A 13,668-nucleotide genomic window follows, 5' to 3' on the forward strand; every position below is an offset into this window, starting at 1 on the left:
TTCTCCGTTTTCCGCTCATGCCGCCGACCGGGTCGACGGCTCGAATTCCTGTTGCCTGCTCAGCCCACGCTGCCTTCCAGGCTCACGCCCAGCAGGTTCTGCGCCTCGACCGCGAATTCCATCGGCAGCTCCTTGAACACTTCCTTGCAGAAGCCGTTCACGATCATCGAGACGGCGTCTTCGGCCGACAGGCCGCGCTGCATCGCGTAGAAGAGCTGGTCCTCGCCGATCCGCGAGGTGGTCGCCTCGTGCTCCACGCGCGCGCTCGGGTGCCGCACCTCGATGGTCGGGAAGGTGTGCGCCGCGCACTTTTCGCCGATCAGCAGCGAGTCGCACTGCGTGTAGTTGCGCGCGTTCTCGGCCTTGGGCGACATGCGCACCAGGCCTCGGAAGGTGTTGCTGCCGTGGCCCGCCGAGATGCCCTTGGAGATGATCGTGCTCTTCGTGTTGCGGCCCAGGTGGAACATCTTCGTGCCGGTGTCGGCCTGCTGCCTGTGGTTGGACAGCGCCACCGAGTAGAACTCGCCGACCGAGTCGTCGCCGCGCAGGATCACGCTGGGGTACTTCCAGGTGATCGAGGAACCCGTTTCCACCTGGGTCCAGGAGATGCGCGAACGCGGCCCGCGACAGTCGCCGCGCTTGGTCACGAAGTTGTAGATGCCGCCCACGCCGTCCTTGTCGCCGGGGTACCAGTTCTGCACCGTCGAGTACTTGATGTAGGCGTCGTCGAGCGCCACCAGCTCCACCACCGCCGCGTGCAGCTGGTTCTCGTCGCGCATCGGCGCGGTGCAGCCCTCGAGGTAGCTGACCGAGGCGCCCTCTTCGGCGATGATCAGCGTGCGCTCGAACTGCCCGGTGTCGCGGGCGTTGATCCGGAAATAGGTGGACAGCTCCATCGGGCACTTGACGCCCTTGGGGATGAACACGAAGGAGCCGTCGGAGAACACCGCCGAGTTCAGCGCGGCGTAGAAGTTGTCGCCCTGCGGCACCACGGTGCCCAGGTACTTGCGCACCAGCTCCGGGTGCTCCTTCACCGCCTCGGAGAAGGAGCAGAAGATGATCCCGTGCTCGCCGAGCTGCTTCTTGAAGGTGGTGGCCACCGACACCGAGTCGAAGACGGCGTCGACCGCCACGCCGGCCAGGCGGGCGCGCTCGTGCAGCGGCACGCCGAGCTTCTCGTAGGTGCGCAGCAGCTCGGGGTCGACTTCGTCGAGGCTCTTGGGCCCGTCCTTGAACTTCTTGGGCGCCGAGTAGTAGACGATGTCCTGGAAGTCGATCGCCGGGAAGCTCACCTGCGCCCACTCGGGCGGCGTCATGGTGAGCCACTTGCGGTAAGCCTGCAGGCGCCACTCGAGCATGAACTCGGGCTCGCCCTTGCGGGCCGAGATCAGCCGGATCGTGTCTTCGGACAGCCCCTTGGGAACCGAGTCTGCCTCGACATCGGTCACGAAACCGGCCGAGTACTCGCGCTCCAGGAAGGCGTCGAGCTGTCGGGTTGCACTGCTCATCTGCTGATGCTCCGGGTGATTCGGATTGAATTCGGATCGATCCTTTGCTCGCGCCGCGGCAAGGGCCGGATCATGTCGGCCAGCGTCATGCCCTCGAGGGCGCGCCGGACCAGGTCGTTTATGGACAGCCAGCCGGCGCGAATGCCGCAACCGTCCTCGATGCCGCACAGCCCATCATTCGCGCTGCACTCGGTGAGCCCGAAGGGGCGCTCCTCGAGCGCGTCGACGATGTCGGCCACCGTGATCTGCTCGGGCGGATGCGCCAGCGAGTAGCCGCCGCGCAGCCCGCGCACGCTGGTGACCAGCTCGCCGCGCGCCAGGCTTTTCAGCACTTTCGCCACCGTGGGCACGCCCAGGCCCAGAGCCGCGGCCAGGTCGGTCGCGCTGAAGAGCTGCTCGGGCGAACGGGCCATGTGACTCATGACCATCGTGCCGTAGTCGGTGAGGCGGCTGACTCGCAGCATGGCTAGTCGTCCTGCGCGCCGGGCCCTTCGGCCCCGGCCGTGTCGAGCCCCAGGTGAACGGCGCTCAGCGCCAGGAACTGTTCGAGGGGGTCGGTCGGGTGGGTGATTTCGTCGCGATAACGGTCTGTTCGAGGGTCTGTTTGCATGGGCGATATAGTACATTTTGAGTCCTATTTCGGCAAACGATGACCCTGCCGGCGCCCCCGAAAATCGCCCGGAGAATCGGTCGCGAGGCGGCACCGTCCGCTGCCAGACAACCAGCGCGGCGACATCCTCGGCTGCCAGGCCGGCGTACCCGTGCCAGCCCATCGGCGGCCCAAGCGCGCGGCCGTCGCGCGAGACGCCGCGGGTGATCGCCCGGGCAGTCTCGGCGTCGGTCCAGGATACGATGCCCGTTCGACGATCGGGCGTGATGTTGGAAGCGGTGCCGACGAATGGAAGCGGTGCCGGCGAAGAACGACAGGTCGAAGGACAGACCGCGACCTGCCAGCTCCCTGCCCGCAAGCGGCCTGCCCTCGGCATCCTTGGGGGTGTGGCCGTCGCCACGGGCGAGAATCGTGTTCACCAGGCAGCGGCCGCGTTCCACGGGCGTTTCGGCCGCGACGTGGGCCGATGCGGCGGCGACCAGCATGGCCGCCCCGAGCGGCCTCGAACCCGGCGGCTTTTGGGCTATCGTCCGCCTCATGCCACCCGAGACCGAGACCTCGCCGCTTCGCCTGCTCGCCGAGCAGGCGCTGTCGCGTACCGCCGGCGCGCCGCTGCTCGGCGGAAACGCGATCGAACTGCTCCGGGACGCCGAGGAGAATTACCCCGCCTGGCTGGAGGCGATCGCCGGCGCGCGCGACTCCGTCATGTTCGAGAACTACATCGTCCACGACGACGCGATCGGCCGGCAGTTCGCCGACGCCCTGCTCGAGGCCGCCGATCGCGGCGCGCGCGTGCGCGTCCTGTACGACTGGCTCGGCTGCCTGCGCACCGCCTCGCGCGCGTACTGGGACCGGCTGCGGCAGGGCGGCGTGGTGGTGCGGGCCTTCAATCCGCCCAGCCTGGTCAGCCCCTTCGGCTGGATCAGCCGCAATCACCGCAAGTCGCTGTGCGTGGACAGCGAGGTCGCCTTCGTGAGCGGCCTGTGCGTCGGCCAGGTCTGGGCCGGCGACCCGGCGCGCGGCACCGCGCCCTGGCGGGACACCGGGGTGGCGGTGCGCGGACCGGCAGTGGCCGAAATCGCCAAGGCCTTCGCCCGCGCCTGGGCCACGGCGGGCGAACCGATTCCCGAGGACGAGCTGCCGGACGCGGAAACGATACTGCCTGCCGGCGACGCGACGCTGCGCGTGCTGGCGAGCATGCCGCAGGTGGCCGGTCTGTATCGGCTCGACCAGCTGATCGCGGCCCTGGCGCGCGAAACCTTGTGGCTGACCGATGCCTACTTCGTGGGCACGGCCAGCTATGTGCAGGCCTTGCGGCAGGCCGCGATGGACGGCGTCGACGTGCGTCTGCTGGTGCCGGGAGCCAGCGACATCCCTGCCCTGTCGCCGGTCAGCCGCGCCGGCTATCGGCCGCTGCTCGAAGCAGGCGTGCGGGTCTTCGAGTGGAACGGCCCGATGCTGCACGCCAAGACCGCGGTGGCCGACGGCCGATGGGCGCGGGTGGGCTCGAGCAACCTGAACGTGGCGAGCTGGCTCGGCAACTGGGAACTGGACATCGCCGCCGAGGACGAGGACTTCGCCGAGCACATGGAGGAGATCTACCTGCAAGACCTGTCGGGGGCCACCGAAATCGTGCTCGGGCAACGCAACCGGGTGCGCCCGGCCGATCCGGCCGCGGCGGCCCGCACCGCCGAGCGCAGGCGCCAGCGTCGCGCCGAGCGGCGGGCCCGGCGGGCCGCCGGCGAGCCGAAACCCCCGCGCGTGTCGGGCGGCTCGGCCGGCCAGATCGCCGCCGGCGCGATCCGGGTGGGCAACACCTTCGGCGCGGCCCTGGCGAACCGGCGCGTGCTGGGCGCCGCCGAGGCGAAGACCATGGCCATGGCCGGCGGCGCGCTCGCCCTGCTCACCGTGCTGGCCCTCGTCTGGCCCAGGGTCGTCGCCTGGCCGCTCGCGCTGCTGGCCGCCTGGAGCGCGCTGGCATTGCTGCTGCGCGCACACCGACTGCATCGGTCGGGCCGTCGGTCAGACCGAAGCGCGCCCGGCGACTAGCGCAGCGATGCCGAAGCCGGCGTTGTAGAGCGCGTGCATGGCCACCGCGGGCCAGACGCTGTCGAAACGCTCGCGCAGGTGGCCGAAGATCAGCGAGGGCGCGACCACCGCCAGCGCCCTGCTGCAGGCCGGTCAACAGGTTGTCGTTGACCTTCTCCGCCGCCGAGCCTTCGCAGTCCGAGCTCGTGAAGGTGACCAGCGCATTGGCGCCCGCGCCCGCGGGCCCATCGGCATAGACGAGCACCTGCGCCTTCACGTCGTACTGGGTCCCGGCAGGGCCGGACATGTAGGAGATCCAGCCCATCTTCGCCTTGAAGGCGTTGTTGGCCGGATCGCTGGTCGACATCACCAGCGGTGCGTCCAGCGGGATGAGCGTGCCCGCGACTGCCGCTGTCGCGACAACCGTGCCGCCTGCCGCAAGGGCCAGAAAACGTCTCCTCGATGCCCGTTTCTTGCTTGCCTTCTCCGGAGTTTCGGGCTTGCCGCCCTACTGGTCACACAAGGCCAGTATCGAGTCGTCATTAGGGGCCAATCCTGAACGTGATCCCTTGAGAGCCGTCAAGAAATTCGAGGCCCGGCGAGCGGATACTGATCTTTGTTATGAGCGCGTGATTCATTCCTGGGCGGGCGCCGTCGCTACAGGTCCGCGGCAAGGAAAATGCGCCTGACGAAAGACCAGGTCGTCGGCATGCCGAATGCGGCGCCCCGGAGCAGACAGGAGAATCCCCTTGCAGAAGCGGCCAATCATGGTTTGCTCATGGCCGGTCGAGCATCAGGCCGCCGACCCCTTGCTCGCGCGCGGCAACCTGTCCGGCGGCACGCCGATCGAGGTGCCCGGCCCGTCACCCTCCGTCCGCACGCCCGCGCGGCATCCCTTCTGCCTGATGTGCGACGTCGTCGACCATCCGGACGAGGCGCCCGAACCGGGCGAGCCCGGCGCGCGGTCCGGCTCGGTGCGGATCCCCCTGCTCGCGGGCGCCCGGCTCTTCGAGGCCGGCACCGTGGGCAAGGCCATCTACGTGGTGCAGAGCGGCATCGTGAAGGAAACCATCCCCTGCCCCGACAATTCGGTGTGCATCGTTCGGCTGGTCTCGAAGGGCGGCGTGGTCGGCCTGTCGGCGCTGCTGGGCGAGCCGCACCCGCACTCGGCCTACGTGATGCACCCGGGGGTGGCCTGCCGGATTCCGGTGCCCCTGATCGACGAGATGCGCCGCGACGATCCGCGGGTCACCGAGCGCATCTTCCGCGACTGGCATCAGGCGATCGCCGATGCCGACCGCATCCTCGGCGAATTCGGCAAGGGCCCGGCGCGCGCGCGGCTGGCCCGGCTGCTGCTGTTCCTGCGCAGCCAGCTGGCGCCGGGCGAGCCGCTGTGGCTGCGCCGCACCGACGTGGCGAGCCTGCTGGCGATCACGCCGGTCAGCGTGGCCCGGCTGCTGGCGGAGTTCAAGCGCGAGGGGCTGATCGACGAGGAGAAGCGCCGCTGCGTGGACCTCGACGTGGAGCGGCTGGGCGAGCTGGCTCGCTGCCGGAACCAGCCCGAGGCCTGAGTTCAGGCGCCGCGCGCCAGGCCGGCGCGCTCGGCCTCGCTCAACTCCGCGGTGCGGCCGTCGCGGATCTGGTAGATCCGCCGGAAGGTCGGCATGATCTTCTCGTCGTGGGTCACCACGATGATCGCGGTGCGGTACTGCCCCGCCATCTGTTCCAGGATCTTCATCACCCCCAGCGCCCGCTCGCTGTCGAGCGGCGCGGTGGGCTCGTCGGCCAGGATCACCGGCGGCCGGTTGGCCAGCGCCCGGGCGATCGCCACCCGCTGCTGCTCGCCGCCGGACAGCTCCGACGGCTGCGCCTTCGCCCGGTGGCTCACGCCGAGCGCATCGAGCAGCTCGCGCGCCCGATCGCGCGCCTCGGAGTTGGGCCGTCCGGCGAGCATCGGCAGCAGGGCCACGTTGTCGGTCACGTCGAGGAACGGGATCAGGTAGGGCGCCTGGAACACGAAGCCGATGCGGTCGCGCCGCAGCGCGCGCAGGTCGGGGATCTTCCAGCCGTCGTCGTAGATGAGCTCGCCGCCCAGCGTCATGCGCCCTGCCGTCGGTTCGATCACCGCACCCAGGCATTTCAGCAGCGTGCTCTTGCCCGAGCCCGAGGGACCGATCAGGCCGACCACCTCGCCCGGCGCCACGCGCATGTCCACGCCCTTCAGCGCGTCGACCGCGGTGTCGCCCCTGCCGTAGCGCTTTCGCACACCCTCGAGCAGGATCGCGACCCTCGGCTCGGTCGCCTTCTCGGCGTCGACCCGCGCCTTCACCTCAGCCCCCGATCGCCGCGGCCGGATCGACCCGCAAGGCCGCCCTGATCGCCAGCGTGCTGGCCAGCACGCAGATGAGGATGACCGCGACCAGCCCGCGCACCGCATCGCCGTTCTCGAGCAGCACGTACTTGGGGAAGGCCGGCGCCCAGATCGTGGCGGCCACCTTGCCCACCACGAAGCCGATCAGCCCGAGCCCGAGCGCCTGCTGCAGGATCATCCAGGCGATGGTCACGTTGCGGGTGCCGATCAGCTTGAGCACCGCGATCTCGCGGATCTTGCCCAGCGTCATCGTGTAGATGATGAAGGCCACGATCGCCGCGCTGACCACCGCAAGGATCACGAGGAACATCCCGATCTGGCGCGCCGAGGTGGCGATCAGCTTGGCCAGCAGGATCTCCTCCATCTCCGCCCGGGTGAAGGCCTCGAGATGCTTCCAGCGCCGGATCGGCTCGGCGACCGCCTCGGGCGTGCTGCCCTCGGCCGCCCGAACCAGCACCGCGTTCACGTTCCGGTTGCTCGACTGGGAGGCCTGCACCGCCTCGAGCAGACCGGGCACGCCGGGCCGGTTCAGCTGGGGGTTGGCGGCGGTGCGGGCGCGCTCGTTCAGGATGGCGTCGTTGTCCTTGAGGAACTGCGCTTCCTGAGCATCCTTGAGCGGGATGAAGACCATCGGGTCGCCGCCCGACGAGACCATGCGCCGGGTGAGCCCCACCACCGCGTAGTCGTGGCGGCGGATCGTGATCTGGTCGCCGATGGTGAAGCCGGTGCGCACGTCGGCGATCGCCTCGTAGTGGCTGCGGGTGATGCGGCGGCCCGCCACCAGCTGGCCCGGCTCGCCCGGCTGGCCGGGTTCGAAGCCCACCACCATGGCGCGCACGTCGATCTCGCCCTTGCGGACCTGCATGGTCAGGTAGGTGACGTTCGAGGCGGCCGCCACGCCGGGCATGCCCAGCACGCTGCGCACCACGTCGTCCCGGATGCTCGAGGACTCGGCGTAGGGCCCCAGCGTGTCCTGCTGCACCACCCAGACGTCGGCGCGGCTGTTGTCGAGCATCGCCTTCGCGTCGTCGACCATGCCGCGGTAGACGCCGGCCATGGTCAGCGTGACGCCGATCAGCAGGCCCAGCCCCAGCCCGGTGAGGAGGAACTTGCCCATCGAGTGGGCGATGTCGCGGCCGGCCAGGCTGATCACCGCGTGCGCTCCGGCAGCGATTCGACGATACGGATCCGGCTGCGCGTCGAGAGCTCGCTCTCCGCGTACGCGACCACACGATCTCCGGCCGACACCCCTTCGATCACCTGCACCCGGCCGTCCAGCCCGGTGGCGCCCACGCGTACCGGCTGGAAGCGAAGCCTGCCGTCGGCCACCACCCAGACGCCGGTTTCGGCGCCGCGCCGCGCGATCGCGGCGTTGCTCACCACCGGCCCTTCGGCCGCCGGCGGCAGCTCGAGCGTGACCTCGGCCATCTCGCCCACCGACAGGCCCGCGGGGATCGCGTCGAAGCCCACCTGCGCGATCCGCTCCTCGGTCACGCTGTCGCTGAGCAGCTCCAGCCGGGCGACCTTGCCCGGGTGTTCGACCGCGGGATCGGAACGGCGCACGATGCGCGCCGGCAGGCCGACGGCCAGGCCCGCCGATCGCCCCTGATCGAAGCGGGTGCGCACCCAGAGGCTGGCGGGCTCCACGAGCTTGAGCACCGCCTGCCCGGCCACCACGGTGGAGCCGGGCTCGGCATCGCGCGAGGTGACCACGCCCGCCGCGGGCGCGACGAGGCGCACGTTGGCGCGCTGCCTGACGAGCGCATCGCGCTCGGCGCCCAGGCGAGACGACTCCTGCCGGGCGCCGGCCAGGTTGGCCTCGGCGGCCTGCACCGCTGCCACGGCCGAATTGCTCTCCTGCACCCTGATCTCGACCGCACTGGCGCTCACGAACGCCTGGCGGCCGAGCTCCTCGTAGCGCTTCGCGTTGGCCTCGGCGACCTTGCGGCGCGCCTGGGCGTCGCGGCGCTGCGCGTCGCTGGCCGTCACCGCGCTGGCGGCCCGCGCGATCGCCGCGTCGAGCGAGGCGACGCGCGCATCGAGGTCCACAGGGTCCATCTCGGCCAGCAGCTGGCCGGCCTCGACCCGCTCGCCCACGTCGACCAGCACGCGCAGCACGCGACCGGCCACCGTGGGTCCGATCAGGTAAGCGCGCCGCGCCTCGACGGTGCCGATGCCGAAGAGCGACGGCGACACCCTGCCCCGCTCCACCTGGGCCACGATGACCCGCACCGGCGCAAGCGGGCCGGATCGCAGGAACACGAACGCGATGCCGGCCAGCAGCGCCAGCGCCGCGAGCGCCAGCGAAGAGCGACGAAGCAAGGAACCCGCGGATTTCATGCCGCGCCCGCCAGGATCCGCTCGACCTCCTCGTCCTCGACCTGGTCGAAATGGAGGTAGAACTGCGACACCGCGCCGAACCACTCGGGCACCGACAGGCAGACCACCTCGTCGGCCAGGGGCTTCACGCGCGCCAGGCTGTCGCTGGCCGCCACCGGCACCGCGCAGATCAGTCTCGCCGGCTTGCGCGCGCGCACCGCGGCGAGCGCGGCGACCATCGTGGAGCCGGTGGCCAGGCCGTCGTCGACGACGATGACCACGCGCCCCTCGGGATCCACCGGGTGTCGGCGCGCGCCGTAGCGCTCGCGGCGCTTGCGCATCAGCTCGAGCTGCTCGCGCTTGGCGCGCTCGATCCAGCCCGAGGAGGCGGCCTCCGGGCCCAGACCGGGCGTCCAGTGCACCTGGCCGCTCTCGTCGATCGCGCCCAGGGCGAGTTCGGGCTGGAAAGGCGCGCCGAGCTTGCGGACCAGCACCACGTCGAGCTCGCCGCCCAGCTCGTCGGCGAGGATGCGGCCCATCGGCACGGCGCCGCGCGGGATCGCCAGCACCAGCGGATCCTTGCCGCGCCAGGCCGCCAGCGCGGTGGCCAGCTGGCGCGCGGCGTCGTCACGATCCCTGAACATCGCCGGCCTCCCGCCTGAGGATGTGCAGCTCGAACTCGGGCTCGTAGGGCGGCACGTGCGCGTCCACGATCTGCAGCGGCGCGACCTCGAGCGTGATGCCCACCACGTCGGCGCGGATCGGCAGCCTCGCGCAGGCGCGGTCGACCAGCACCGCGGTGCGGATGGCTGCGGGCCGGCGCGTGGCGAGCCATTCCACGGCACGCAGCATCGAGTGTCCTTCGTAGAGCACGTCGTCGACCAGCAGCACGGTGCGCCCGACGACATCCGACTGCTCGCCGGATTCGCGCTCGCGCAGCCGGGTCTCGGGAAAGAGCAGCGTGAGATCGTCGGCATAACGCTTGATGTCGAGGTCGAGCCGCGCGATCCGGTCCACCCGCCACAGCGCCCGCAGGTGCGCGCAGAGCCGGTCGGCCAGTGGCGCGCCGCGGCGCAGGATGCCGACGACGACCAGCCCCGCGGGATCCTCGACCAGGCGGTGCGCATCGCGCGCCATGCGGGCGACGACCGCTTCGAGCTCGTCGGTTCGATAGAAAGCGCCTTCGGCCATTCGCTGCATCCCTGTCGATTCGTGCAGGAAGTCTGACGGATCGGCGCCGCGTCGACCTGATCCGCGTCAAGACGCGCCATTCAGTTTCGTTTCAGGCGCCGCCGCCGACACTGCCTGCCATGGGCCGGATCCGCCGGCCAGCCAAGGGAGTCGATCATGAGGCAGGCAGGAGAGATCAAGGTCTGGGATCCGTTCGTGCGGATCTTTCACTGGGGGCTGGCCGCGGCCTTCCTCACGGCCTTCGTCGTCGAGGACCACAACCTGGCGGTGCACAGCTGGGCCGGCTACATCGCGCTGGCGCTGGTGGCGCTGCGCCTTCCCTGGGGCTTCGTCGGCCCGCGCCACGCCCGCTTCTCGGACTTCGTGCGCGCGCCGCGCGAAGCATTCCGCTATGCCCTGCAGGCCGTCACCGGCCGCGCCGAGCGTCACCTGGGCCACAACCCGACCGGCGGGCTGATGGTGATCGTGCTGCTCGTCGGGGTCGCCCTGGTCGCGCTCAGCGGGATGGCGACGCTGGCCGTGGAAGAAGGCGCCGGTCCGCTGGCCGGATTGCTCGCGGGCGTCGGCCACGACACCGGCGAATGGATCGGCGAGCTCCACGAATTCCTCGCCAACGCAACGATGTTGCTGGTCGGGCTGCACGTGGCCGGCGTCGTCGTCGAGAGCCTGGTGCACCGCGAGAACCTGGTTCGCGCGATGGTCACCGGTCGCAAACCCGCGCGCGAGCGCACCGGCGCCGAAACGCCGGACCGCCCCGCCTCCGGGCTTTCCCACTAAAGTGCAACGATTGGAGCCTCATCATGAAGAAGTCACGCATCCTCGCCCTCGTCACCGCTGCCGGGGTCGCCGGCGCCGGCCTGATCGCCGCCCTCCCCGCCAGTGCCGACAGCGGCCTGCGGCAAGACGAAGTCCGGCAACTGCGCGAAAGCGGCAAGATCATGCCGATGGAGGACATCCTCGGGCGGGCCCGGCAGGCGCAGCCCGGGCAGGTGGTGGAGGTCGAGCTCGAGCGCGAGAACGGCCGCTACGTCTACGAGGTCAAGCTGATCGACACCGGCAACAAGGTCCACAAGCTCGAGCTCGATGCCGGCACCGGCGAGGTGCTGCGTCGCAAGGCGCGCTGAACCCGTGCGGCTGCTGATCGCCGAAGACGACGCGGAGCTGGGCAACCGGCTCCGCGATCGACTCGCCCGCGAGGGCTATGCCGTGGACCTGACCGCCGACGGCATCGATGCGCATCACCTCGGCGCCACCGAGCCCTACGACGCGGTGATCCTCGATCTCGGCCTGCCCGGCCGGCCCGGTCTCGACGTGCTGCGCGACTGGCGCGCCGCGGGCAACACGGTGCCGGTGCTGATCCTCACCGCCCGCGACGGCTGGGCGCAGCGCGTCGAGGGCCTGCAGGCCGGCGCCGACGATTACCTGGGCAAGCCCTTCCACCCCGAAGAACTGCTGGCGCGCGTGCAGGCCTTGCTGCGGCGGGCCGCGCCGGCACAGGCGCCGGAACTTCGGGTCGGCCCGTGGCGGCTCGACGAGGCACGGCAGTGCCTGGTGGCCGATGAGGTGCCGCAGTCCGGCGCCCCAAAGGGCACCGCTGCGGCTCAGGACACCAGGGCCCGAGCGGCGACACGCGAGCAGCCGCTCACCGCGACCGAGTTCCGGCTGCTGCGCTACTTCATGCGCCACCCGAACGAGGTGCTGTCGAAGACACGGCTGTCCGAACACGTCTACGACTACGACGGCGATCGCGACAGCAACGTGATCGAGGTCTACGTGCGCAGGCTGCGTGGCATGATCGGCGCCGACCGGATCGAGACCCGCCGGGGCCAGGGCTACCTCTTCCGCTGCGACGGAGCGGGGACCGGCGTGACCGAGGCGCGATGAATTCGCTGCGCAACCGGCTCTCCCTGTGGCTGGCCCTGGTGCTGGTCGCCGCCGCCGCGCTGCTCGCGACCGGGCTCGAGCGCTACCCGCGCGATCTGGTCGAGGGCTACGTGCTTTCGCGGCTGGAGCACGACGCCGATCTCCTCTACGCGCGGGTGCACGACGCTCCCGACACGGCAGCCGCGGCCGAGGCCGCGCAGCAGGCGGCAGGCACCGTCTACCGGCTCCCCCTGTCGGGACACTACTTCCGGGTCGTTCGCGGCGAGTTCTCGATCCGCTCCCGCTCGCTCTGGGACGAGGAACTCCCGCCGATGCCGGCCCGTTCGGCCGCCTCGCCAGGCGTCGAGGCGCCGGACCGGGTCGCGCGAATGTCCGGGCCCGCGGGCCAGGCCCTGCTCGCGATCGAGCGGACCTATCCCGGCGACCCCGAGCCCTGGCGGATCGTGGTGGCCGAAGACGTCTCCCAGGTCGACGAGGCGATCGCCGCCTTCCGCCGCTGGCTGCTGGCCGGCGTGGCGCTCGCGCTGGCCCTGCTCCTCTGGGTGCAGCGCCGGTTGATCGTGCGCGGCCTGGCGCCGCTGGAATCGGCGGTCGACGCCTGCCGCAGGCTCGAGCGCGGCGAGGCGGCCCCGGTCGGGGGCCGGGCGCCGGCCGAGGTGCAGCCGATGATCGACGCGGTCAACCGACTGGCACGCCACCAGGCGCAAAGGCTGTCGCGGATCCGGCACGCCGCCGGCAACCTGTCGCACGCGCTGAAGACGCCGATGGCCGTGCTGGCGCAGGCCGCCGACGAGGCCGCCTCGCGGGGCGAGGCCGCGCTCGCCGCGACGATGCGCGCCCAGCTCGATGCCATGCGCGCGACCGTGGAGCGCGAGCTGAACCGCGCCCGGCTCGCGGGCGGCGGCACGCCGGGAAGCGGCTTCGAGGCGCGCGCGCAGCTGCAGGCGCTGGCTGCCGCGCTCGGGCGCCTGCACGCCGCGCGCGGCGTCTCGATCGAGGTCGACGCGCCGGATGCGCGCCTGCCGGTGGACCGCGAGGACATGCTGGAGCTGTTCGGCAACCTGCTCGACAACGCCTGCAAATGGGCCGGCTCGCGAGTGCGGATCGCGCTGCGGCACGAGGGCGCGACCGAGACCCTGGTCTTCGGGGTCGAGGACGACGGCCCGGGAGTTCCCGATGCGCTGCTCGCCGACATCGGCGCCGCCGGCGCGCGCGCCGACGAGAGCCGGCCGGGCCACGGGCTGGGCCTCGCGATCGTGGGCGACATCGTGGCGCAGTACGGTGGCAGCATCGAGTACGACCGCTCCGAGGCGCTCGGCGGCCTGCGGGTCAGCGGGCGCCTTCCCCTGGGCGAGGCGATCGATCCGGCGGCCTGAGCCGCCGCGGATCAGTCCTCGGGCCTGCGCCAGAGCCAGACGGCCACCGAGGCCATCATGGCCGGCGCGCCGATCTTGACCCAGAGCGGCGCGGTCGACAAGGCCAGCATGCTCGCGCTGGCCAGCATCATCAGCGACGAGAACCACTTGGCCTTGCGCGGCACCGCGCCGCGCTCGCGCCAGCGCAGGATGTGAGGGCCATGCTTCGGATGCGCCAGCAGGCGCGCTTCGAGCGAGGGCCAGCCACGGCTCGCGGCCCATGCGGCCACCAGCAGGAAGGGCACGGTGGGCAGCACCGGCAGCACCGCGCCGACCATCCCCAGCAGCACCATCAGCGCGGCGAAGATCCGCCAGAGCAGCAGGCGCGTGTGACGGATCATC

The 13,668-nt window shown here is 71.2% G+C and carries 16 protein-coding genes; 6 read left to right on the forward strand and 10 right to left on the reverse strand.

Features of this window, described 5'->3' with window-relative positions:
- Nucleotides 1-59: 59 nt before the first annotated feature.
- Genes sufB through FHP08_RS18380 form a run of 3 tightly spaced genes read right to left on the reverse strand, consistent with a single transcriptional unit; the run spans nt 60 to nt 2,118 of the window.
- Nucleotides 60-1,508 carry a Fe-S cluster assembly protein SufB gene (sufB, locus tag FHP08_RS01270; RefSeq protein ID WP_147702489.1) on the reverse strand — a complete coding sequence of 483 codons (1,449 nt, stop codon included), beginning with the start codon at nt 1,506-1,508 and terminating at the stop codon, nt 60-62.
- Entirely contained in the window at nt 1,505-1,972 is a 468-nt protein-coding gene (locus tag FHP08_RS01275) for an SUF system Fe-S cluster assembly regulator (RefSeq protein ID WP_147702490.1), read from the reverse strand. The genes sufB and FHP08_RS01275 overlap by 4 nt, the downstream gene beginning before the upstream one ends.
- 2 nt (nt 1,973-1,974) lie before the next feature.
- On the reverse strand, nt 1,975-2,118 hold the full coding sequence (locus FHP08_RS18380) for a hypothetical protein (RefSeq protein WP_187272117.1): 144 nt from the start codon (nt 2,116-2,118) through the stop codon (nt 1,975-1,977).
- Between the two features lie 537 nt (nt 2,119-2,655).
- Between FHP08_RS18380 and FHP08_RS01280 the strand changes: the two genes are divergently transcribed.
- Entirely contained in the window at nt 2,656-4,167 is a 1,512-nt protein-coding gene (locus FHP08_RS01280; RefSeq protein WP_147702491.1) for a phospholipase D-like domain-containing protein, read from the forward strand.
- On the opposite strand, the gene FHP08_RS18710 is transcribed toward FHP08_RS01280, so the two are convergent.
- Nucleotides 4,141-4,275: a CPBP family glutamic-type intramembrane protease gene (locus FHP08_RS18710; protein ID WP_187272118.1), complete on the reverse strand. Its 135-nt coding sequence runs from the start codon at nt 4,273-4,275 to the stop codon at nt 4,141-4,143. The genes FHP08_RS01280 and FHP08_RS18710 overlap by 27 nt on opposite strands.
- 638 nt (nt 4,276-4,913) lie before the next feature.
- Here FHP08_RS18710 and FHP08_RS01290 point away from each other — a divergent pair.
- Nucleotides 4,914-5,717: a Crp/Fnr family transcriptional regulator gene (locus FHP08_RS01290; RefSeq protein WP_147702493.1), complete on the forward strand. Its 804-nt coding sequence runs from the start codon at nt 4,914-4,916 to the stop codon at nt 5,715-5,717.
- Between the two features lie 2 nt (nt 5,718-5,719).
- Here the strand turns inward: FHP08_RS01290 and FHP08_RS01295 are convergent, their stop codons facing one another.
- Genes FHP08_RS01295 through FHP08_RS01315 form a run of 5 tightly spaced genes read right to left on the reverse strand, consistent with a single transcriptional unit; the run spans nt 5,720 to nt 10,027 of the window.
- A complete protein-coding gene (locus FHP08_RS01295; RefSeq protein ID WP_407703970.1) occupies nt 5,720-6,427 on the reverse strand; it encodes an ABC transporter ATP-binding protein in 708 nt (235 codons plus the stop codon).
- 49 nt (nt 6,428-6,476) lie between these two features.
- Nucleotides 6,477-7,670, reverse strand: coding sequence for an ABC transporter permease (locus FHP08_RS01300; RefSeq protein ID WP_147702495.1), 1,194 nt, complete (start codon nt 7,668-7,670; stop codon nt 6,477-6,479).
- Nucleotides 7,667-8,857: an efflux RND transporter periplasmic adaptor subunit gene (locus FHP08_RS01305; RefSeq protein ID WP_147702496.1), complete on the reverse strand. Its 1,191-nt coding sequence runs from the start codon at nt 8,855-8,857 to the stop codon at nt 7,667-7,669. Before FHP08_RS01305 ends, FHP08_RS01300 begins: the two co-directional genes overlap by 4 nt.
- Complete coding sequence (locus FHP08_RS01310) at nt 8,854-9,480, reverse strand: phosphoribosyltransferase (RefSeq protein ID WP_147702497.1); 627 nt, start codon at nt 9,478-9,480, stop codon at nt 8,854-8,856. Before FHP08_RS01310 ends, FHP08_RS01305 begins: the two co-directional genes overlap by 4 nt.
- The gene (locus tag FHP08_RS01315) at nt 9,464-10,027 is read right to left on the reverse strand and encodes a phosphoribosyltransferase family protein (RefSeq protein WP_225878990.1); all 564 of its coding nucleotides are present in this window, start codon (nt 10,025-10,027) and stop codon (nt 9,464-9,466) included. Before FHP08_RS01315 ends, FHP08_RS01310 begins: the two co-directional genes overlap by 17 nt.
- Nucleotides 10,028-10,183: 156 nt before the next feature.
- Here FHP08_RS01315 and FHP08_RS01320 point away from each other — a divergent pair, with 156 nt between their 5' ends.
- The 4 genes from FHP08_RS01320 to FHP08_RS01335 are packed head-to-tail and all read left to right on the forward strand — an operon-like array spanning nt 10,184 to nt 13,287.
- Nucleotides 10,184-10,804, forward strand: a complete 621-nt coding sequence (locus FHP08_RS01320) for a cytochrome b/b6 domain-containing protein (protein WP_147702499.1) — start codon at nt 10,184-10,186, stop codon at nt 10,802-10,804.
- Between the two features lie 23 nt (nt 10,805-10,827).
- Nucleotides 10,828-11,151: a PepSY domain-containing protein gene (locus FHP08_RS01325; RefSeq protein ID WP_147702500.1), complete on the forward strand. Its 324-nt coding sequence runs from the start codon at nt 10,828-10,830 to the stop codon at nt 11,149-11,151.
- Between the two features lie 4 nt (nt 11,152-11,155).
- Nucleotides 11,156-11,911: a response regulator transcription factor gene (locus tag FHP08_RS01330; protein WP_147702501.1), complete on the forward strand. Its 756-nt coding sequence runs from the start codon at nt 11,156-11,158 to the stop codon at nt 11,909-11,911.
- Nucleotides 11,908-13,287, forward strand: a complete 1,380-nt coding sequence (locus FHP08_RS01335; RefSeq protein ID WP_147702502.1) for a sensor histidine kinase — start codon at nt 11,908-11,910, stop codon at nt 13,285-13,287. The genes FHP08_RS01330 and FHP08_RS01335 overlap by 4 nt, the downstream gene beginning before the upstream one ends.
- An 11-nt stretch (nt 13,288-13,298) precedes the next feature.
- Here the strand turns inward: FHP08_RS01335 and FHP08_RS01340 are convergent, their stop codons facing one another.
- Nucleotides 13,299-13,667 (reverse strand): YbaN family protein, encoded by a 369-nt coding sequence (locus FHP08_RS01340; RefSeq protein ID WP_147702503.1) that lies wholly within the window; start codon nt 13,665-13,667, stop codon nt 13,299-13,301.
- Nucleotide 13,668: the final 1 nt, after the last annotated feature.

This window comes from Zeimonas arvi, from assembly GCF_008039575.1.
In the GTDB taxonomy this organism is placed as follows: domain Bacteria; phylum Pseudomonadota; class Gammaproteobacteria; order Burkholderiales; family Burkholderiaceae_E; genus Zeimonas; species Zeimonas arvi.

Bases quoted from the DNA above. Each gene is read 5' to 3' on its own strand.
- sufB (WP_147702489.1), bottom strand. From the start codon at position 1,508: ATGAGCAGTGCAACCCGACAGCTCGACGCCTTCCTGGAGCGCGAGTAC.
- FHP08_RS01275 (WP_147702490.1), bottom strand. From the start codon at position 1,972: ATGCTGCGAGTCAGCCGCCTCACCGACTACGGCACGATGGTCATGAGT.
- FHP08_RS18380 (WP_187272117.1), bottom strand. From the start codon at position 2,118: ATGCAAACAGACCCTCGAACAGACCGTTATCGCGACGAAATCACCCAC.
- FHP08_RS01280 (WP_147702491.1), top strand. From the start codon at position 2,656: ATGCCACCCGAGACCGAGACCTCGCCGCTTCGCCTGCTCGCCGAGCAG.
- FHP08_RS01290 (WP_147702493.1), top strand. From the start codon at position 4,914: ATGGTTTGCTCATGGCCGGTCGAGCATCAGGCCGCCGACCCCTTGCTC.
- FHP08_RS01305 (WP_147702496.1), bottom strand. From the start codon at position 8,857: ATGAAATCCGCGGGTTCCTTGCTTCGTCGCTCTTCGCTGGCGCTCGCG.
- FHP08_RS01310 (WP_147702497.1), bottom strand. From the start codon at position 9,480: ATGTTCAGGGATCGTGACGACGCCGCGCGCCAGCTGGCCACCGCGCTG.
- FHP08_RS01315 (WP_225878990.1), bottom strand. From the start codon at position 10,027: ATGGCCGAAGGCGCTTTCTATCGAACCGACGAGCTCGAAGCGGTCGTC.
- FHP08_RS01320 (WP_147702499.1), top strand. From the start codon at position 10,184: ATGAGGCAGGCAGGAGAGATCAAGGTCTGGGATCCGTTCGTGCGGATC.
- FHP08_RS01325 (WP_147702500.1), top strand. From the start codon at position 10,828: ATGAAGAAGTCACGCATCCTCGCCCTCGTCACCGCTGCCGGGGTCGCC.
- FHP08_RS01335 (WP_147702502.1), top strand. From the start codon at position 11,908: ATGAATTCGCTGCGCAACCGGCTCTCCCTGTGGCTGGCCCTGGTGCTG.
- FHP08_RS01340 (WP_147702503.1), bottom strand. From the start codon at position 13,667: ATGATCCGTCACACGCGCCTGCTGCTCTGGCGGATCTTCGCCGCGCTG.